Here is a 20810-nt window from a genome sequence, read left to right on the forward strand (position 1 = left end):
ATATTTATTACATAAATTAAAATAACTCTTCCAATTCTGGGTATCGAGCAGTTAAAAAACTATCATGTAGGTATTGCCAACGCCAAAATGTACTAAACGGATGCTCAACACTTAACATTGCTTCGATTGTTTCTATAGCTCCTTCTTTTATTGATCGACCTGTAGACGGTTTTTTTAACAAATTTCGAGCAGTCATAAATGCAATCATATATTCGTATATTTGCTCTATTAATGCTTCACGACTTACACCCCGTAAAGCAGTATTAGTGCTGTTATAGCATTCATTTAGGAGTCGCACTGTATTTTGTGTTTGTTCACAAGGGTTTTCATCGGTTGCTTCAACTAATACATCATCATCTGGAGCAACGGTCATTACTAATCGAATTTTTCGAGATATATTAATAGTTGTATCTGTACAATCTAATAAATTAGTATGAGTATTACTCTTTAGACTATTGCAACGACTGCATGAGTAATATAGGTTGTTCCAATCTGTTCGCCCACCGCCAGCCTGTTGAGGATTGAAATGCTCAACTTCAACATCTTGAATATCATTCCTTTCACATAAGTAACATTTTTCAAAAAACATTCTTTTTAAGGCGTTAACTACTTGCTCATGATTATACTGATTACCATGCGATAAACATTCAGGTGCCTCTGCCAATCTAGTAACATTAAACAATTTATTATACTCCTAAATCGTCTATAGATTGTTGTGCCATGAGATATACAACCTTAGATTTTGAATCTAGTTGTCCTTCAACCAATGTCAACTTTTCAATTAAGACTTCAACCCGTTCTTTATTTAACTCAACATTAGGAGTTAGAGTGGCAAGTTCGTTAACAATATCTATTAAGTTATTTGAGTTAGTTGTTGTTCCTAATAAACCTTTAATTATGGCTTCATAAGAATATAGAGATAAGTCTTCTAATTGTTCAAATTTACTCAAATCGTAAATAACTGCATTATCAACTGATTGTAAAACAAAAGGAGAATGAGTAGATACTATGAATTGTATATTAGGATAAGATTTATCGAGGAATGATAATATTTTTTTCTGAAGTGATACATGCAAATGAGCATCTATTTCATCAATAATAACTATACCTGACAGTTCTTTAGGATGAATATCTTGTAGTTCAACCTTCATTAATAGGTCTATATAGATTTTTAAAATTGACGAATAACCAGAAGATAAGTCAGAAAACGTATATGGATTTTTCCCATCTTGATTGATGTAAAAAGTTTTTTCTTGTTCGTTATAAACTAGTTGTAATGACTTATCTTCAAATAAGTATTGTAAGTCATAAGTAATCGTTTGAAGCCATAAATCCACTTTATTTTTTTGTTCAGCATCATTTCGTAGAGCATATGCTAAGTAACCTGCTTCTAGAAAAGCAACAAGGTAAGTTTCAAAACTAGTAGAAAAATCTTGGCTTATTTGTTGAGATTTACCAATCTGTTTTATTTCAGATAACGTTTGGTGTTGAGGTCGTTGATTCTTTGAATATTGGCGAGTAGCTTCAAAAAAACTAACAACTAGCGACTTTTGTAAAGACTTATCTAATGCATTATCGTGATTATCCCATTCAAGTTCAATAGTATTAATCTTAAAAACATTTGCCAATTGAAGCTCAAATTCTTTTAATATATTTTTATATTTATCTTGTTGAACTTTATTATTGCTTTTATTTTTTAATGCTTGTTTATAGGTGGAAATATTTGAGTGTAGATTACTTATTTCTTGAATCTTACGTGGTTCAATACTTGATTTGATGGAATCAAATAATGAATTTAGAAAGAGAGTTTTTCCACATCCGTTCATTCCGGTAACTATTATATTTTTCCCATTAGCTTCAATTGAGATTGCTTTTTCTGTATTTGGTAGCAATCCGTTGATGTGAGTTATATATTTATCCATAAGAATTTCGTATTAAAGAGTAAAAAAACAATTTTACTTTAAATTAATCACATTACTAGTTTACTTATTATAAATGCGCATGAAAACGATCCTACCTGCTTTTAATTATTGGCTTCAATCCTTTATGGGGCAAGGTTTCACGGCTATTTCGCTATGCGCTTAATCTTTCGTTTTTTAACGTGCGGAATTTCGGCGCGGAGGGGAGGGTGAGTCCGAACAAGGCCTGTGCGCCCTCCTCGATTATCTAATTCTGACCTCTTCCATTTTCTAAAACCTTGATATAGAAACGGGTTCTATACTCTTCAAAAAGAATCATTGTTACTTTAATTCTATTCCAGTTATTTAGCGGTTATAGGAGAAAAGTATATGTATGTTACTTGTCCTGCTTGTCACAGTAAGGCTAGAACGATTGAGCAAAAAAAAGAAACAGCAACGGAAAGCGTATTAACGTGCCAATGTTGTAATTTAAATTGCTCATCTTCTTTTAAGCTTTCTCTTCTCATGGTGAATAAAGGTGAAACCTCTGGCAAAAAGGAGGCTGCATGATTGTTTGTCCTGATTGCGGTGCCTCATATCGAATAGAGACATCTCGGCCTATTTCTAACGAAGTCAGAGAGTATTACGGTCAATGTAAGGCCTGTGGTATCCGCTTTCTTTTATATGCGACTTTCAAAGAGTTCATTGTTAAAAACTCAGAGAGCAAACCACCTAATAAGGCACTCCAACCTCAAATTGCTCAAAAGAGAAATAACATGCTTCGATTACTTTCTCCTAAGTCTGAATGTATAGAGAAACCAACAATGACATTTAGATAACTCTTAGGTAATAGGACTTAATCATTTAATTTAAGAAAACGAGAATACATATGAAAATCGAATCACAAACAAAACTCAACACCTTTAAAGAATCCGTTCAAATTCTCTATGATGTATCAGACGCGAGTGAAACCTTTAATGTCTCTCCAGCAGCCAGTCAAATATTAATTGATGATGTAAAAGAGACAGACGACTTTTTAACACGCATTAATGTCGTCACAGTAGATAATTTAATTGGTGAAGCTATCGGTTTAGGTGTTGGACAATTGATTGTATCACGAACTGATACATCGGCAGGCAATGAGCGAAAAACACGCTCAGTTTATGATTTAACACCAATGCCGTATGAATGTGTTCAAACAAACTTTGATACACATATTACTTACAAACAACTTGATGCTTTTGCTCATTTAAAGAATTTTGAAGAACGAATAAATAATCAAATTCGAATTCAATCTGATTTAGATAAAATTCGAGTAGGTTTCTATGGTACATCGGCAGCTAAAAATACAGATATTGAAACCAATCCAAATGGTGAAGATGTAAATGAAGGTTGGATTGAAGCATTACGAAAACATAAATCTGAAAATGTATTATCAGAAGTAGTGCCAGATTCAGGTGAAATCCGAATTGGTGAAGGTGGAGACTTTGTGAATCTTGACCTTGCGGTTCTTACTATAAAGAATTTATTAGATCATGTATTTGCATCATCAAATGATTTAGTCGCTATTGTTGGTAATGAATTAGTTGCCAGTGACCAAGCAAGACTTTATGCACAGAACGGCAATACCCCAAGCGAAAAAGCAAAGATTGAAATGAGACAGGTCATTTCTACTTATGGCGGCTTACCTACCTATACAGTCTCTAATTTCCCACCGCGCGGCATTATGGTGACTAGCTTTGATAATTTATCGATTTATATATTAAATAACTCGATTCGAAAATCAGTAGGCGTCAAAAACGATAAAAAGGATCGCATTGAAAATTTTGAATGTATGAGCATGGCTTATCTTGTTGAGCAATTAGGTAAGACGGCTACACTTGAATTTGATAACGTTAAACTTAAAAAATCAGGCTCTGATGTTTGGGAGTGAGGATTATTTAGAATTCACTATTGCAGCAAACTATTTAAGCTCATTGTTATGAGCTTTTTTATTTTTGGAATAAAAAATTTAGGTAAAACGCCTAGAGCTTTAGTCAGAAAGCAACATAGTAAGCATGATAAGCTGTTGACATTTACTTAAACTTATTGGCATTAGAGTTATGACAACAAAAGACAGCATATTTCCTGTAGGCTCAATGGCTTATGAGGCTGATATTAGTGAAAAAGCTAATGTTAGGAATGATTCTTCTGAATCTTCATATCCATTTCCACCAAAAACTTCACCGTATTGGACTTCATCTCCATCGAATAGTGTTTATGGTCGTTCTTATGATGAAGCTGTTCAAAATTATACGAAAAAACAATCAGAACTATCACCTCCCCAAGTAACATCACCTGGTTATCAAGCAGCTACAGTTGATAATACTATATCTCAAACACCACAGCTTGATCCGAATAATATGTATTGGCCACCTTATGATTTTATTAAGGGTGAGCAAATTGAAGTTAAATACACAGAACAAAAAAATGAATTTGCTTTTATGTCTTTAAGTGAGGCAAATGAGTTTATTAAAAATTTATACGATGATTTAGGTGGGAAGGATACTATTTCAAGTTATAAAGATTATAAAAAAGGTTTAATTGATGGTATAGGAACTGCTAGGCAGAATGCACAAGAGCTAGGTTCATTAGGAGTGGTTGCATATACTAAAAATATTAATGGTAGAGATTGGGTAATCATCAAGGGCTATAAAAAACATTTAAAGACATTGATGAGAGGAAATAAATGGCTCGCTAATAATCCTAGAGTTGTCGAATTAGGTATGGGGTTAGAATCACTTAAAGGTAGTATTCGATATGCCAAATTTAATGTAACAGTGGAGGTAATCGCCGCTGTTGGGATTAATGTCGTAGAGTATGCACTTAATGACAAAGCTACATTAGAAGAGCTGATTGGAAATTCATCTGGTGATATTCTTAAGGGATTGGCTACATTAGCAATAGGAGCTGTTCTTACTCCAATAATAATTGGTCTTGCTGCACCTTTTGTAACAGCAACTTATCTTACGACTAATGTTGTTTGGGTTATATCTACTTTTGTTGTTGGACAAGGTTTGAATGCCATTGACTCTAATTATAAATTAAGTGAGCAAGCGACAAACGAAATTAAGAAAATAATGGAATCAAATAAATGAGCAAAATGAAAATTGTATTATCATTATCAATCATTTTATTAGTACTGTTAGTGTGTGTTTATTTTGCTATAGAGTCACTTAGCTATTTGTTTGGTTATCATGATTTTATTGTTGTAAATGGAGTGCTTAATCAGATATCTGTATACGCAATGATATATCTTTTAGTCGTTGCTATTTTAGGTGGTGCTAGGCAGTTTAAAGGAAATACGACGCCAGTATCTAGTAATATTAAGCGTTTTGTTCTTATTGGTTTTTTTATCTCTGGTGCGATTGGGGTTCTGAATTTTACGGCTCAGAATTATTATGTATCAAAACATAATCTAGTTTTATGTGAAAATTTAACGCAATTAGATACTCGTTTTTATAGTAAAACTTATGCTAAAAATATTAATCTTTGTGATGAATCTTTATAAGGCTCATTAAAGCCCACGCTAATGTGGGCTTTAGTACTTACAATTATTCTTTATTATGCAATTTATGTGGAAAGAGCTGAGTATAAACTTGCCACAAAATATTTAAGTTTCTATGTCCTGTCACTTGAGCTACTTCTTCAATTGAATATCCTTTCTCAAATAATCGACTTGCACCTTCACGTCTTAAATCGTGATAGCGTAAATCTTTTATATTTAAGTCATTTCTAACTCTCTGAAAGCCTGCACTAACACTTCTTGAATTGTAGGGAAAAATCAAATCATTGGTTTGGTTCTGACGTAAAACAATATCAAATGAACCTGCTAAGAGAGGTACTATCATGTGGTTGCCTTCTTTTTTTCGAGGGTCTTTTCTATTTCTAACTAGTATGGTTTTGTGATCATGATTTAAGTCGTCCCAACGTAAAGAACACACTTCACCAATACGCATACAAGTTAGAATGCTAAAATCTAAAATATCAATGTATGGGATTCGAGTTTTTCCGTTCTCTCGATAATTTTGGCGTTGAAGAAGTCCTTTTTTTAATTGTTCTAACTCGTTTTCGGTTGGTCGCCTTGTTCTTTTTTGGCTTTTTCCTATTAGGTTCATATCAATTAGAATAGGGATTGCTTCATCAAATATTGTGTAATTAGATTCAATATTAAAAACAGGTTTAGACTTCTTCATTACAGAACGGAGGTAAGCTATATCGTGGTAAATAGTGGCTGGTTTTGTGCCAGTTCCTTTTCGGTTTCGGCAGTGCTCAATTAGATCACTTGTTTGGAGTTCGTGACTGTTAATCTTTGCTATATCGCAATCTCTAAGCATTTTTATTACAAATTGCTTAGTTCTTCCTGTGTTATCCCATAAATCTCTATCATTAATAAAAAGATCTAAGAGAACTGCTAACGTGCTTGTTTTTAAGTTCTTTTTTAATCCGTTAGCTTCAATTTCTGCAACTTGTTTTATACCAAATGATTTGGCAAGAGATTTCTTTTTAAAAGTTTTGCTTTCTCTGTGTATAATTGCTGAATTCTTTTTAACTATAATGGTTACTTTGAATCGAGATTCACCGTTTTTTAGTTTTCGTGTTTCTACCGTATAGCTTGCCATTTGTCCTACTCCTAAAAGGGGTACTCAAGGGGTACTAGTTAAAGAAATTCAAGGAAATTCTAGGTTATTAACTGTGTATTTGTACAGTATTTTTTTAAGGCTAAATTGTGTCAAACCCTGAGAACACCAATAAATATCCACTACAACGCTTTTCCGTTGCCCCTATGCTTGATTGGACAGATCGTCACTGTCGTTACTTCCATCGTCAATTATCTGAGCATGCGCTTTTATATACTGAGATGGTAACTACTGGTGCGATCATTCATGGTAAAGGTGATTTTCTTGCGTATAACGAAGAAGAGCATCCAGTAGCCTTGCAGCTAGGTGGTTCAAACGTTAAAGATTTAGTTCATTGTGCGAAATTAGCAGCAGAACGTGGTTATGATGAAGTAAACCTAAATGTGGGCTGTCCATCAGATCGAGTACAAAATGGCCGTTTTGGTGCTTGTTTAATGGCAGAACCAGACTTAGTAGCTGAATGTGTCGCTGAAATGAAAGCGGTTGTTGATATTCCAGTGACGGTAAAAACTCGTATTGGTATTGATGACCAAGATAGCTATGAGTTTTTAACTAAGTTTGTTTCAACTGTTCATGAAAAGGGCGGTTGTGATCAATTTACTATTCATGCTCGTAAAGCATGGTTAAGCGGTTTAAGCCCGAAAGAAAACCGTGAGATCCCGCCACTTGATTACCCACGTGCGTATCAAATTAAGAAAGATTTCCCACAATTAATTATTGCGGTTAATGGTGGTATTAAAACATTAGCGGAAGCAAAAGAGCATTTAGAGCATTTAGACGGTGTGATGATTGGACGTGAGGCTTACCAAAGTCCGTATTTATTAGCGGAAGTTGATCAACAACTTTTTGGTAGTGACAAGCCAATTAAAAAGCGTCGTGAGATTGTTGAGTCTATGTACCCATATATTGAACGTCAGCTAGAGAATGGAGCTTACTTAGGCCATATTACTCGTCATATGTTAGGTCTATTCCAAAGCATGCCGGGTGCGAGACAATGGCGTCGTTATATCAGCGAAAATGCGCATAAGCCAGGAGCTGGCATTGAAGTGGTAGAAACAGCACTTGCTAAAATTCCTTCTGAATTAGATGTATAGATTTTAGCCATTCTGTCGATAAATTAAGTTAGATACGTAAAAGAAGAGTATATAAATAAACCAAATCGTTTATTATTACTTCATATGAACCAAATAGCGTCGCAAATGGAGACTACGCATGAACAAACTATCCCTCGCCACTGTTGTTGCTTCTGCTGCCTTAGTTATGGCAGTACCTGCACATTCAGCAGAGAAGGAATTTACAACTAAAGTTGCTATTGATGCGTGGTTCCCTGATGGAAAAGTTGGCTCTAAAGAGGGAGCGGTAAGAGATAATGATGTTGATGCATCACAAGCTTTCTCTATTGCGTTTGAACATCCATACCCAATTTTACCTAATGTAAAAGTACGTTATACACCAGTAAAAGCGGATCGTTTTGAATACGACCAAATTGATTACACCGGTTACTATAAATTATTAGAAACTGATGGTCTGCAATTTGATGTGGGTTTAACACTAACTCAATTTGCAAACGGTGAATTTAATAAAGGTGGTTCAATTCCTGGAGGTCCAGCAGACCAAAGCTTTAGCGAAACAGCATTAAATATGTATGCTGATGCATCGATGCACATTCCAAATACAAACTTCCATATTTTTGGTCAGTATGACTTTGGTAGCAGCAGTGACACTCGTACAATGGATGGTCAAGCAGGTGTGAAATACATTCTTCCTGTTGATGCTGTCGATGTTGAATTTAAACTTGGTTATCGTGTAATGGATCATGAGTTTGGTTATTTTGAAGGCTTTGATAGTGACCAAGCAAACGTCATGGTTGATGGCTGGTTTGGTGGTTTGTCGTTTGATTTCTAATCGATAAAAACTGTATCAACAATAATGAATTATTTTTAAGGTAGCGATTCAGGTGACTGAGTCGCTATTTTTTTATTTTAAATTTGCTCAAATTACGTTTATTGACCATGCTTATAAAGTGGATACTGCCATAAGTTGTGTTATGGCTGTTGTCGTAAGAAGGATGCCGTTATGACCACTTTAAGTGAATTAAAATTAATGTATCAAGAAGATCAATTGGTTGAAGCAGTAATAGAACCCGTTATTGTTGAAGACTCTTGGATCGTTGAATTTCGCCATGTCCGTGGTGGTCTGGTTTTATTAACGGATTTAAAAGGAGGAGAGGTGAAATATCGTGATTTAGAAGCGGCCTCAAAGAGCGCATTGGCTGTTGGTTTTAGTCAGGTAAGAATCAACGAATAAACGATAAAAGTCATCCCATTAACGCAAAGCAACCATTTCTTTCTTCCAAAAAGTTATAAAACATACTTATCTATTCTTTCTTGTTATAGAAAATTCTCGCTAATCTAACATGACGCAATGAATAGGGATGTCGTCATGTTATTAAAGGAACTCTCCGCACTCGCTAGTCCACTTAATGACCAACAAATAGGTCAGTTACAGCAAGCCGCTTCTGAATTGTCGCCACAGCAATTGGCGTGGGTCAGTGGCTACTTCTGGGGGATAAGCCAAACATCAGGTGCAACACAACCAATCAATCAAGCTGCTGCAGCGGTATCAAGCCAACCTGCTGGTAAGTTATCTATTATTTTTGCCTCTCAAACAGGTAATGCCAAAGGCGTTGCTGAAGCATTAAAAGAAGAAGCGGTAGCGGCAGGTATTGCTGTTGAGCTTTTTGATGCCAGTGATTACAAAGGTAAAAATTTAGCAAAAGAAACTCATGTCATTATTGTCGCTTCAACCAATGGTGAAGGTGAGGCGCCTGATAATGCCATTGAGTTACATGAATTTTTACAATCGAAAAAAGCACCTAAGCTCGATAATTTACATTACGGTGTTATTGGTCTAGGGGATTCAAGTTATGAGTTTTTCTGCCAAACAGGTAAAGATTTTGATGCCTTCTTATCAAAACAAGGGGCAACACCGTTTATTGAACGTGTTGATCTTGATGTCGATTATGAAGCTCCGGCTGCAGAGTGGCGAAAGCAAGCACTTGATAAAGTAAAAGAGGCATTAGCTTCTGAAGCACAAAGTGCGCAAGTGGTTCAGCTTCCTGTTGGACAAGCCGCTCATACCTCTCAATACTCAAAACAAAATCCGTATACCGCTACGCTATTAACCAGCCAAAAAATCACAGGGCGAGATTCAGGTAAAGATGTTCGTCATATCGAAATTGATTTAGATGGTTCAGGATTAACTTATCAACCGGGTGATGCTCTTGGTGTGTGGTTTGAAAATAGCCCAGAGCTCGCTTCAGCAATTTTGAAGCAAGTCGGTTTAACGGGTGATGAAGCGGTTGAGGTGGATGGTGATTCAATATCGCTTCAAAAAGCCTTGGTTGAAAAATATGAAATCACCTCAGCAAATCCGCAATTAGTGACTCAATATGCAGAGTTGTCAGGCAGCAAAAAGTTAGAAAAGCTAGCAGCAGATAAAGATAAGCTTCGCCAGTATTCAGGGAATACTCAAGTTATTGATGTATTGTCTGAGAAAAAAGCAAAACTCACCGCAGAGCAACTGGTTGGTTTGCTTCGTCGCTTAACTCCTCGTCTATATTCTATTGCATCAAGTCAGTCTGAAGTCGATGAAGAAGTGCATTTGACGGTAGGGGTTGTGGAGTATCTGCAAGGAGATGAAACACGTTTTGGTGGTGCATCTAGCTTTTTATCTCATCGCTTAGAAGAAGGCGATGATGTGAAAGTATTTGTTGAACACAATAACAATTTCAAATTACCTCAAGATGATAATGCCCCAGTGATAATGATTGGACCAGGTACAGGTATTGCCCCATTCCGCTCATTTGTACAGGAGCGTGATAACCGTGATGCAGAAGGTAAAAACTGGTTATTCTTTGGTGATAGAACGTTTACTCAAGATTTTTTATATCAGGTGGAGTGGCAGAAATACCTTAAATCGGGAATTGTGAATCAGCTTGATGTTGCTTTTAGTCGTGATCAACAAGAAAAAGTGTATGTACAACACCGAATCTTAGAGCATGCCGCACAAGTATGGCAGTGGCTGCAAGATGGGGCGTATATCTATGTATGTGGTGACGCAACTCGTATGGCGAAAGACGTACACGAAGCATTGATTTGCGTTGTAGAGCAACATGGACAGAAAACGAGAGAAGAAGCAGAGCAATTTGTAAATGAGCTGCGTAAGGCAAAACGTTATCAAAGGGATGTGTACTAATGAGCGAATTAATTGACGTTAAAACGATTTTATCAGGGACAGAGCTTGGTCCACTTGCTGATAACGAGCGATTAAAGCGTGAAAGTAAGCATTTACGTGGCACGATCGTAGAAGATCTGCAGGATCGAATTACTGGCGGATTTACCAAAGATAATTTTCAGCTGATCCGCTTTCATGGCATGTATCAACAAGATGATCGTGATATTCGTGCTGAGCGTGCGAAACAAAAATTAGAACCCTTGCATAATGTCATGCTACGAGCTCGTATGCCTGGCGGCATTATTACACCAAAGCAGTGGTTGGCGATTGATAAATTTGCTGAAGAAAATACCTCTTATGGCAGTTTGCGCTTAACGACACGTCAAACCTTCCAGTTTCATGGTGTGTTAAAACCAAATATTAAATTAATGCATCAAACATTAAACAGTATCGGTATAGATTCAATTGCGACAGCAGGGGATGTAAACCGAAATGTGTTATGTACGACTAACCCTGTTGAATCCGAACTTCATCAAGAAGCGTATGAGTGGGCGAAAAAAATCAGTGAGCATTTATTACCAAAAACACGTGCTTACGCTGAAATTTGGTTAGATGGTGAAAAACTAGAAACTACGGATGAAGAACCGATTTTAGGCAGTAATTATCTGCCTCGTAAATTTAAAACCACCGTTGTTATTCCTCCGCAAAATGATGTGGATGTACATGCGAATGATTTGAACTTCATTGCCATTGCAGATAATGGAAAATTGGTTGGTTTTAATGTGCTTGTGGGTGGTGGTCTTGCAATGACGCATGGCGATACAGCAACTTACCCACGTAAAGCGGATGATTTTGGTTTTGTACCGTTAGAGAAAACCCTTGATGTTGCAGCGGCAGTGGTGACTACTCAGCGTGACTGGGGTAACCGTTCAAATCGTAAAAATGCAAAAACCAAATACACATTAGATCGTGTGGGTTCTGATGTATTTAAAGCTGAAGTTGAAAAACGAGCTGGCGTTCAATTTGAAGAAAGTCGTCCCTATGAGTTAACGGAACGCGGTGATCGAATCGGTTGGGTTGAAGGGATTGATGGTAAGCATCACTTAGCATTATTTATTGAAAATGGGCGTTTATTAGATTATCCGGGAAAACCACTAAAAACAGGTGTGGCTGAAATTGCTAAGGTTCACCAAGGTGATTTTAGAATGACAGCAAATCAAAATTTGATTGTTGCTGGTGTCCCTTCTGAGCAAAAAGATCATATAGAGCAAATTGCTCGTGCGCATGGTTTGATTGATGATACTCATTCAGAGCAGCGTAAAAATTCAATGGCTTGTGTGGCGTTTCCTACGTGTCCATTAGCCATGGCGGAAGCCGAGCGTTTCTTACCTGAATTTGTGACTGAAATTGAAGGTGTATTGAAAAAACACAATCTGCCAGAAGAAGACAACATTATTTTCCGAGTCACTGGTTGTCCAAATGGTTGTGGCCGAGCAATGTTGGCTGAAATTGGTCTTGTTGGTAAAGCGCCAGGGCGTTATAACTTCCATCTTGGTGGTAATCGCAGTGGAACTCGAGTTCCTAAAATGTATAAGGAAAACATCACTGACCGTCAAATCCTTACTGAAATTGATCAACTTGTTGGTCGTTGGGCGACCGAACGTAATGAAAATGAAGGGTTTGGTGATTTTACGATCCGTGCAGGTATCGTAGATGAAGTGAAAGTATCAAAGAGGGATTTTCATGCCTAAATTGCAATTATCAGAGCTGTTATCGTTAACCAAGGTTGAGCAAACATTACGTTTAGCTGAGGTTAATGTTGAGCTTGAGAAACTAACAGCCCAAGAGCGTGTTGTTTGGGCGTTGGAAAACTTAGAAGGTAACCCTGCGTTGTCATCCAGTTTTGGTATTCAAGCTGCGGTGATGTTGCAATTAGTTACTGAAGTAAAATCAGATACCCCTATTATTTTGACTGATACCGGGTATCTATTTCCTGAAACTTATCAATTTATCGATCAATTAACGGACCGATTGAATTTAAATCTTCATGTCTTTACTGCGGATGAGAGCCCAAATTGGCAAGAGGCCCGTTATGGTAAATTATGGGAGCAAGGTGTAGAAGGCATTGAGAAATATAATAAACTCAATAAAGTTCAGCCGATGCGTCGTGCTTTAGATCAACTTGAAATTGGAGTTTGGTTTTCAGGGTTACGTCGAGAGCAATCGGGTTCTCGAGCAAATTTACCTATTTTAAGTATCCAAAATGGCGTTTTTAAATTCCTCCCAGTCTTAGATTGGACAAATAAAGAAGTTCATTACTTTTTGAAAGAGTACGATTTACCTTACCATCCATTATGGGACCAAGGGTATTTATCTGTTGGTGATACACACACAACTCAGAAATGGGAACCGGGAATGAGCGAAGAGGAAACTCGATTTTTTGGCTTGAAGCGGGAGTGTGGATTACATGAAGATGACGGTGAACTTGATGGTTCTGGAATTTAAATGATAAAACTATCATTAAATAAATTTGATTGGATTAAAAGGCAGCGATAACGCTGCCTTTATTTATCTTGATTGTTTATAAATTCATTATTTCCAAAGAGAAGTTAATGAATCTAGTAAACCAGAACTTGCATTTTGAGAGCTTAAGTACTCAGTAATTACAGGAGTAAATTGCGAGATCAAAGCTGGGTCTAATCCAAGAGCTGAAAAAGCTGCTTTTACACTATCCATATTTGAAATCATGCTGCCTAATCCACCAGGAATTGCTCCGTTAGAGATTCAAGACCAGGGATCATACTATTTAATTCAGAGCTTTCAGAATCCGATAGGCCATTACCTGCCATCGCTAATAGAGCGCCAGCACCGCCAGCAGCTTGATCAGCTGAGATATCAAGGTTTTCAGTTAACATTCCAACTAATGGGTTAGAAGCGGTTGTCTCTTCTGTTTTGGCATCGTCACTGCCACCAAAAAGATTAGAAAGAAAAGCATTAGCTGGTGCAGCTGCTGTGAGTGAAAGTGCAAGCGTTGATAAGATTAGCGTTTTTTTCATTGTCATTTCCTTTTAACATATCAATATTGTTTTTGTAACATTGTAGTTAGAGTATGACACAAAAAAAAGCGATACCCATAGGCATCGCTTTTTAATTTTATATTTAATCTTTTTTGAGAAAGATTAAAGGATATCTAGTAGTTCAACTTCAAATACTAGAGCAGCATATGGAGGGATTGCAGCACCAGCGCCACGCTCACCGTATGCTAGGTTTTGTGGAATAGAAAGTTTCCACTTAGAACCTACAGGCATTAGTTGAAGAGCTTCAACCCAACCTGCGATAACGCCAGTTACTGGGAATTCAGCAGGTTGGCCACGTTCTACAGAGCTATCGAATACAGCACCGTTAGTTAGCATACCGTGGTAGTGAACACGTACTGTTTTATCAGAAGTTGGAATTTCACCAGTACCTTCAGTTAGTACTTCATATTGAAGGCCTGACTCTAGTACAGTTACTTCTGGACGAAGTGCGTTATCAGCTAGGAAAGCTTCGCCTTCAGCAGCAGCAGCTTTTGAAGCTTCTGCACGAGCTTCTTCAGCACGCATGTGAAGTGCTTGAAGTGCTTCGTTGATAGCGTCAACTTCGATTTCTGGCATATCACCAGTTAGTGAAGTTGCGATACCTTTAGCGATAGCAGCAACGTTTAGGCCTTCAAGACCTGATTGTGCTAGTTGTTGGCCCATTTGAAGACCAATGCCGTAGCTTGCTCTTTGTTCTACTGTTTCTAATTTTACTTCAGACATACAGTCTCTCTTTCTTTATATGGTATAAACGAAAGCATAAAGGATACAGAGATCTAAGCTTAAGGTAAACTTTTGTACTTCTTTGAACTCTGATATTAGAATAAAACGTGAGCTCACCAGTTTCGCATGAGGCGATGGTATGAATAAAAAGAAAAAAATGAATGTAAAGCGCCCAGATTTTTCTGAGCAATTGGCTAATTTAAAGGAAAAGTGTGGGCCTATTATTGAAAAAGTTGCACCTTATTGGCAACGATTACCTCAATTTCACCAAAAAGCATTACGCATTTTAGTTCCTGTTACCTTTGTTTTAATTTTATTACCAAGTGGTGCAGAGGAAGAAGTAGATAGTATTCAGCCTACCGTGATCCCTGCGCCTGAAATGCAGAGACAAAGTGTCAGCTTAAACCTTGAAGGGTTAAGTGAACAAGAGGCATCATCAAACCGCAATCAAAGAGAAACGAGAGTCAATAGAGAAGAAAAAGTACCGACTCAAACAGCCTCTATTGAAAAAGAAACAACGACCGTTGAAGCCAAATGGCACGATTATCAAATTCAAGAAGGTGATACCCTTTATCAGGTATTTAGAAAAAATAATCTGCCATTAACTGAATTAAATAAAGTGGTGAAAATTGAAGGGGCAGATAAACCATTAAGTAATATTAAGAAAGGTCAACTGTTTCGCTTTAAACTCAATCAACAAGGCGATCTAGATATCGTACAAATAGAACGTGATGGTCAAGCGATCATGTACTTTAGAATGTCCGATGGTAATTTTGGACGCAGTAAATAATCTCTCTTTTTACTATCTTCCTCTTATGTTCTTTAACCACGTTTTAGGCATAAGAGGAATGACAATCAATGCAATCCCCACTGCTGTTAATATGTCTGGGATCTCGTCAAACCAAATCACACCAAATATAACCACAAAAATTAATCCTGAATATTCAGCCAAAGAAATCTGAGTTGCAGGGGCTTTTTTGTATGCAATGGTCGCTAACCCATTATAACTAATAATAAAAGTTGCGCTCAGAGCAATCCAAAGAACTTCATGATAATGCAATGGTTGCCAATAAAGCCAAGCTAAACCACCTGAAACAGGTAAGGATAATAATGTAGTCCAAAATAGTGTGGTAATAACGGATTGATCGTTAGGTATTTTTCTTACCAAAATATTATATAACGCCAATGTAGTTGCGGTTCCTAAAGCAAAAATAGCAGCCCAGTGGAATTGAGAAGGACGAAGAATAATAAGAGCCCCTAAAAACCCGACTATGGTTTGAAATATTTTCTTTGTCGATGGCTTTTCATTAAGCAAGAGTATTGAAAGCGGGATCATTAACAATGGTGCAGTATAAAAAACAGCATTGGCAGTCGCTAAAGTTAAGTAGGTGATTGATACCACCATACAACCACTACCAATTAAAAGAACATGAGCTCGTATTAGCGTTACTTTAGGGTTGCTTAAGCATCTTAATTTGGGTTGTTGATGAAACCAAAAAGGAAACAGAAGAGCGAGTGAGATCAATTGACGCAGAAATATATATTGAAAAGGCGAGACTCCACCATCCAATACTTTAACTGCAACATCAGAAAGTGAAGCAAGTAAGTTACCTAATATCAATAAGATAATAGCTAAATGAGTAGGAGCCATCATTGATCTCATACTCATCTTATTTTTCTAAACGCATATCAACATGGGGAATATCATCCTCAAGATACATATCAGAAATTACCTGAAATCCATGTTTTTGATAAAAGTGAGTTAGATGTTCTTGAGCACCAATATCAATCGTCTCTCCTGGCCATAATTCTTCACAACACGCTAAAGCTTGTGATAGCAGTTTATGTCCTAAACCATCACCTCTTGCAGTGCCTTTGGTTGCAACTCGTCCAATACTGACATTGATATAACTGGTACCTGCTGGCAGCAATCGAGCGCAGGCTATAATTTCATTATCTTTAGTGCCAATTAAATGATAAACCCCATCTTGGCAATCTTTGCCATCAAGTTCTGGGTAAGGGCAGGTTTGCTCTACAACAAAAACATCGACTCTTAAACGAAGTAATTCATAGAGTTGAGAGGTGGTTAATTCGGTAAATGGTATTTTTTGCCAATGGATCATGGAATTTATCTCGGTGAAAATGAAGAGTATCCAAGATACCTATGTTCACTTTTTTTGGCATTAACTTATGTTAACTTTTTAATTCTGTTTTTTATTCGACTTAAGCTGATATGAGTTATGCCAAGGTAAGCGGCAACTTGGTAATCGTTGAGTTGGGCTAATAGTTCTGGATAATTTTGACAGAAAACCTCGTAACGAGCTTGAGGAGAGTTTAATAACATAAAGCGTTCTTTTCTTTCTTTATACAAAAGTTGTGTTTCTAATAACTTGATATAAAGAGGGAGAGCATTTTTTCGCCATCGGTCCAGTAGAGAGATAGGTAATGTTATTAAACTTGTTTGAGTAATGGTTTCAAGAGTATAAGGAGATGACGTTTGATCTAATAATTCTTCAAAGCCAACGACCCAATCGCCATTCCAATAAAACTCCTTACTAAATTGCTTGCCTTGTTCGGTGAGATAACAAGAATGACAAAACCCATCAATAAGAAAATAGAATTCATTAGCAACATTATTTTGTTTGATAAGTATAGACTTAGCAGGAAGAGTTTTTAGCTTACCTAACTTAACTATTTGAGATATTTCATGGGGAGTAAACCCGTGTGATTCCAGTTGAGTGGTAAAAAGATCATTCATAGTTAAGTACTTTTATTATTAGAAGATGATGTTTTAATAGTGGAAAACTTAGCATACAGATAAAAAAATAGCATGGTGAAATCACCATGCTATTTGTTTTGTAAAAGAGATGAATTTTATTTTGCTAAGTTAAGTTGATATACAGCAAAACCAACATCATCAGTTGCAACACGTTTCATTGGGTATTGACCTTTATCTTTAATAAACTGAGTTGCTTTTTCGCTTGGTGATGTTTCAAAGCGAATATCCAGTTTTTCGCCATTTTTTATTGGTGCGAAAGACCAGTTATTATCAGCTGATGGTTGAACTTGACCTGCCTCTTTACTAACTCGAGAAATGTAGTTAGCAAGAACGGTACGGTTTTCATCTGGAGAATCAAAAGCGATGAAATCAGCACCTGTGCCAGGGAACTTATTGCTGTAAGCTCGGTAGTTGTTAGTTGCGATAAGGAAGTCTTGCTTCGCATCAATTGGTTTGCCTTGGTATGTTAAACCGATGATACGCTCAGAACCTTCATTAATTAAATTACAGTCACCGTCATATTTTGCTGGTTGAGTAATGTCAATTTGGTAGTTAACACCATCAATGACATCAAAGTTATACGTACGGAAACCATCCCAATCAATTAACTGTTGAGGTGCAGTACTGTTGATGTCGATTTGTTTAAATTGACCAGCAGAGCATTCAAGCCACTCTTTTACTTCTTTACCCGTTACTTTCATTGCAACTAATGTATTCGGGTATAGGTATAAATCAGCCGCATTACGGAACGTCAATTGGCCTGATTCAACTTCTGTAAAGTTTGTTGGATCATTTCCACGACCGCCAGCTTTGAATGGCGCTGCCGCAGAAAGTACTGGAGTACCATCTAAATCAGGGTCGCCTTGAATGAAGCGTTCAACGTAATCTTTTTGTGCAAGGTTAACGATTTGAACGGTAGGATCATCTTGAACTAAAGCTAAGAAGCTATACATAACATCATCAGCTTTACCAATTGGCTGGTTAACGAAATCACGCGTGCCTTTATGATCAGCTTCTAAAGCTTGTACGATGCCTTTATCAGCGTCAGCCAGTGATTTCTGATTTGTTTTATCAAAAATAGGGCGAGCTTCTGATTGACCTTTTACTACACTCCATTTGCCATCTTTTTGCTCAAGAGTTAAATCCATTACACCAACATGGCTACCCCAGCGGCCAGGCATAACAGCAGCAACGCCGTTAATTGTACCGTTTTCGTTATCAATACCTTGCAGGTTATCGAATCCTTTTCCTGGGAAAACCGCATGTGAGTGACCAAAGGCAATAGCATCAATACCGTCTACTTCAGAAAGGTAGTAGGTTGAGTTTTCTTCACCTTGTTTGTATGGATTCGTTGATACGCCAGAGTGAGGAATTGCAACGATAACATCAGCACCTTCTGCTTTCATTTGAGGTACTAATTCTTCTGCTGTTTCTTTTATGTCACGAGCAAAAACTTTACCTTCAAGATTCTTTTTATCCCATACCATGATTTGTGGTGGAACAAATCCGATGTAGCCGACTTTGATTTCGTGCTCTACACCTGCCGTATCTTTTAGTTTATGAGTTTTAATGATGTATGGTTTGAAATAATGCTCTTTTGTTTTTGCATCATAAACGTTCGCGCTGATGTATGGGAAATCAGCATCATTAATTGATTCTGCTAAAAACTCTAAACCGTAGTTAAATTCGTGGTTACCAATATTACCTGCATCGTAATCTAATTGATTCATCGCTTTATATGCAGGGTGAACTTCACCAGCTTCAATGCCTTTATCTGCCATGTAGTCACCCATTGGACTACCTTGCAATAAATCACCATTATCAACTAAAACACTGTTTGTTACTTCAGCACGAGCTTCTTTTACCAATGTTGCTGTACGAGCTAAACCAATTTTTTGAGTCGGCTTATCTTTGTAGTAGTCATAATCCATAAGGTTAGTATGGATGTCTGTTGTTTCTACCACTCGTAGATTAATAACTTCATCGGTATCGGTAACTGTTGGGCTACAACCTGAAAGGGTAAGTAGACCTAGACCAGCTAATACTGCAATTGAAACAGGTTTTGCTGAGAGGTTCATAGTGTGTCTCCAAAAGGTGATAATCATAAAAGCGCCAATAAGATAACAGATTGGCTATGTTATAAATGTAACTGGCCTCTCAATGTGTGCAGTTGATCTTGTTTCAGTACGCTTTATGGTAATCAGATCACAGCTTTATTTTTAATTAGTTAGCCATGCTATCGACCGATATTTTGATTTTCCCTTCTCGATTTTTCTTTATTTTTTCTGAATGAAACGCATTAATTTTTTTTGCGTTAGCATTAAATCGAATAAAAAATGAAATTTTAGAATTTCAGGTAATAAAGTAACCCGTCTATAGTGGTTTTATTGGAATGACAATTCGCCGCCTGCAACGATAAAAAGAAGTGTTAAGACTATCACCAGAAGCAGGAGCCATTACCAAATTTAGCCTAAAGGACAAAAGCACATGGACGCAAAACGATTGACCCACCTTCAGCAACTAGAAGCGGAGAGTATTCATATTATTCGCGAAGTGGCAGCTGAATTTGATAACCCTGTAATGATGTACTCGATTGGTAAAGATTCATCAGTGATGCTGCATTTAGCTCGTAAAGCATTTTATCCAGGAAAGATCCATTCCCACTTCTTCATGTTGATACCGATTGGAAATTCAAAGAGATGATTGAATTTCGTGATAAAACAGCAGAAAAATACGGTTTTGATCTATTGGTACACAAAAACCCTGAAGGGTTAGAAATGGGCATTAATCCGTTTGTGCATGGATCATCAAAGCACACCGATATCATGAAAACACAAGGTTTGAAACAAGCATTAAATAAATACGGATTTGATGCGGCTTTTGGTGGAGCTCGTCGTGATGAAGAAAAGTCACGCGCCAAAGAACGTGTTTATTCATTTAGAGATAAAAACCATACGTGGGATCCAAAAAATCAACGCCCTGAGCTATGGAATACGTATAACGGACAAGTCAATAAAGGGGAAAGTATTCGAGTATTCCCGCTTTCAAACTGGACTGAGTTGGACATTTGGCAATACATCTATTTAGAAAATATTGAAATTGTTCCTCTGTATTTATCAGAGAAACGCCCAGTGGTTGAGCGTGATGGCATGTTGATCATGGTAGACGATGAGCGCTTAAAACTGGAAGAAGGTGAAGAGATCCAACATAAAGATATTCGTTTTAGAACTCTAGGTTGTTATCCATTAACAGGCGCGGTGGAATCAAAAGCGAATACATTGCCTGAAATTATTGAAGAGATGCTAGTTGCGACCTCCAGTGAGCGTCAAGGACGAGCGATAGATCATGATTCATCTGGCTCCATGGAGCTCAAGAAGCGTCAAGGTTACTTTTAATATCAGGCATCTAAGGAAGGATT

Annotated in this window: 20 protein-coding genes and 2 pseudogenes; 13 read left to right on the plus strand and 9 right to left on the minus strand. The window is 37.1% G+C overall.

Going from position 1 to position 20810, the window contains the following annotated elements; all coding sequences use genetic code 11:
• Positions 1-16 precede the first annotated feature (16 nt).
• A complete protein-coding gene (locus tag AAFX60_001420; protein XDF77917.1) occupies positions 17-682 on the minus strand; it encodes an HNH endonuclease in 666 nt (221 codons plus the stop codon).
• Positions 683-686: 4 nt separating this feature from the next.
• The gene (locus AAFX60_001425; protein ID XDF77918.1) at positions 687-1922 is read right to left on the minus strand and encodes an AAA family ATPase; all 1236 of its coding nucleotides are present in this window, start codon (positions 1920-1922) and stop codon (positions 687-689) included.
• A 366-nt stretch (positions 1923-2288) separates the two neighbouring features.
• On the opposite strand from AAFX60_001425, the gene AAFX60_001430 reads away from it, so the two are divergent.
• From AAFX60_001430 to AAFX60_001450, 5 genes are all read left to right on the plus strand, one after another.
• Positions 2289-2468: an ogr/Delta-like zinc finger family protein gene (locus tag AAFX60_001430; protein ID XDF77919.1), complete on the plus strand. Its 180-nt coding sequence runs from the start codon at positions 2289-2291 to the stop codon at positions 2466-2468.
• The gene (locus AAFX60_001435; protein ID XDF77920.1) at positions 2465-2737 is read left to right on the plus strand and encodes an ogr/Delta-like zinc finger family protein; all 273 of its coding nucleotides are present in this window, start codon (positions 2465-2467) and stop codon (positions 2735-2737) included. The genes AAFX60_001430 and AAFX60_001435 overlap by 4 nt, the downstream gene beginning before the upstream one ends.
• A 50-nt stretch (positions 2738-2787) precedes the next feature.
• Positions 2788-3831 (plus strand): phage major capsid protein, P2 family, encoded by a 1044-nt coding sequence (locus AAFX60_001440; protein ID XDF77921.1) that lies wholly within the window; start codon positions 2788-2790, stop codon positions 3829-3831.
• A 169-nt stretch (positions 3832-4000) separates the two neighbouring features.
• Positions 4001-5035: a hypothetical protein gene (locus tag AAFX60_001445; protein XDF77922.1), complete on the plus strand. Its 1035-nt coding sequence runs from the start codon at positions 4001-4003 to the stop codon at positions 5033-5035.
• Positions 5032-5448: a hypothetical protein gene (locus AAFX60_001450; GenBank protein ID XDF77923.1), complete on the plus strand. Its 417-nt coding sequence runs from the start codon at positions 5032-5034 to the stop codon at positions 5446-5448. Before AAFX60_001445 ends, AAFX60_001450 begins: the two co-directional genes overlap by 4 nt.
• Positions 5449-5491: 43 nt before the next feature.
• Here the strand turns inward: AAFX60_001450 and AAFX60_001455 are convergent, their stop codons facing one another.
• A complete protein-coding gene (locus AAFX60_001455) occupies positions 5492-6559 on the minus strand; it encodes a site-specific integrase (GenBank protein XDF77924.1) in 1068 nt (355 codons plus the stop codon).
• A 107-nt stretch (positions 6560-6666) separates the two neighbouring features.
• Between AAFX60_001455 and dusA the strand changes: the two genes are divergently transcribed.
• From dusA to AAFX60_001485, 6 genes are all read left to right on the plus strand, one after another.
• Entirely contained in the window at positions 6667-7671 is a 1005-nt protein-coding gene (gene dusA, locus AAFX60_001460) for a tRNA dihydrouridine(20/20a) synthase DusA (protein ID XDF77925.1), read from the plus strand.
• A gap of 118 nt (positions 7672-7789) precedes the next feature.
• The gene (locus tag AAFX60_001465) at positions 7790-8482 is read left to right on the plus strand and encodes a TIGR04219 family outer membrane beta-barrel protein (GenBank protein ID XDF77926.1); all 693 of its coding nucleotides are present in this window, start codon (positions 7790-7792) and stop codon (positions 8480-8482) included.
• A gap of 171 nt (positions 8483-8653) precedes the next feature.
• A complete protein-coding gene (locus AAFX60_001470; protein XDF77927.1) occupies positions 8654-8884 on the plus strand; it encodes a hypothetical protein in 231 nt (76 codons plus the stop codon).
• 135 nt (positions 8885-9019) lie between these two features.
• Positions 9020-10834 carry an assimilatory sulfite reductase (NADPH) flavoprotein subunit gene (locus AAFX60_001475; GenBank protein ID XDF77928.1) on the plus strand — a complete coding sequence of 605 codons (1815 nt, stop codon included), beginning with the start codon at positions 9020-9022 and terminating at the stop codon, positions 10832-10834.
• Entirely contained in the window at positions 10834-12564 is a 1731-nt protein-coding gene (gene cysI, locus AAFX60_001480) for an assimilatory sulfite reductase (NADPH) hemoprotein subunit (protein ID XDF77929.1), read from the plus strand. Before AAFX60_001475 ends, cysI begins: the two co-directional genes overlap by 1 nt.
• Positions 12557-13318 (plus strand): phosphoadenylyl-sulfate reductase, encoded by a 762-nt coding sequence (locus AAFX60_001485; protein XDF77930.1) that lies wholly within the window; start codon positions 12557-12559, stop codon positions 13316-13318. Before cysI ends, AAFX60_001485 begins: the two co-directional genes overlap by 8 nt.
• Positions 13319-13405: 87 nt before the next feature.
• Here AAFX60_001485 and AAFX60_001490 read toward each other — a convergent pair.
• A pseudogene (locus tag AAFX60_001490) lies at positions 13406-13869 on the minus strand (DUF2780 domain-containing protein).
• A 123-nt stretch (positions 13870-13992) separates the two neighbouring features.
• Entirely contained in the window at positions 13993-14613 is a 621-nt protein-coding gene (locus AAFX60_001495; GenBank protein XDF77931.1) for an FKBP-type peptidyl-prolyl cis-trans isomerase, read from the minus strand.
• A gap of 139 nt (positions 14614-14752) precedes the next feature.
• Here AAFX60_001495 and AAFX60_001500 point away from each other — a divergent pair, with 139 nt between their 5' ends.
• Positions 14753-15403, plus strand: a complete 651-nt coding sequence (locus AAFX60_001500) for a LysM-like peptidoglycan-binding domain-containing protein (GenBank protein XDF77932.1) — start codon at positions 14753-14755, stop codon at positions 15401-15403.
• 12 nt (positions 15404-15415) lie between these two features.
• Here AAFX60_001500 and AAFX60_001505 read toward each other — a convergent pair whose 3' ends face one another.
• The 4 genes from AAFX60_001505 to AAFX60_001520 form a co-directional block, all read right to left on the minus strand.
• Positions 15416-16264 (minus strand): DMT family transporter, encoded by an 849-nt coding sequence (locus AAFX60_001505; protein XDF78872.1) that lies wholly within the window; start codon positions 16262-16264, stop codon positions 15416-15418.
• A gap of 19 nt (positions 16265-16283) precedes the next feature.
• Positions 16284-16736 (minus strand): GNAT family N-acetyltransferase, encoded by a 453-nt coding sequence (locus AAFX60_001510; GenBank protein ID XDF77933.1) that lies wholly within the window; start codon positions 16734-16736, stop codon positions 16284-16286.
• 65 nt (positions 16737-16801) lie between these two features.
• Complete coding sequence (locus AAFX60_001515) at positions 16802-17371, minus strand: Crp/Fnr family transcriptional regulator (GenBank protein XDF77934.1); 570 nt, start codon at positions 17369-17371, stop codon at positions 16802-16804.
• A gap of 116 nt (positions 17372-17487) precedes the next feature.
• On the minus strand, positions 17488-19470 hold the full coding sequence (locus tag AAFX60_001520; GenBank protein ID XDF77935.1) for a bifunctional 2',3'-cyclic-nucleotide 2'-phosphodiesterase/3'-nucleotidase: 1983 nt from the start codon (positions 19468-19470) through the stop codon (positions 17488-17490).
• A gap of 409 nt (positions 19471-19879) precedes the next feature.
• On the opposite strand from AAFX60_001520, the pseudogene cysD reads away from it, so the two are divergent.
• Positions 19880-20787: pseudogene (gene cysD / locus AAFX60_001525) on the plus strand (sulfate adenylyltransferase subunit CysD).
• Positions 20788-20810: the final 23 nt, after the last annotated feature.

Origin of the sequence: Aliivibrio fischeri, assembly GCA_038993745.2 — a bacterium.
GTDB classification, from domain to species: Bacteria; Pseudomonadota; Gammaproteobacteria; order Enterobacterales; family Vibrionaceae; genus Aliivibrio; species Aliivibrio fischeri_B.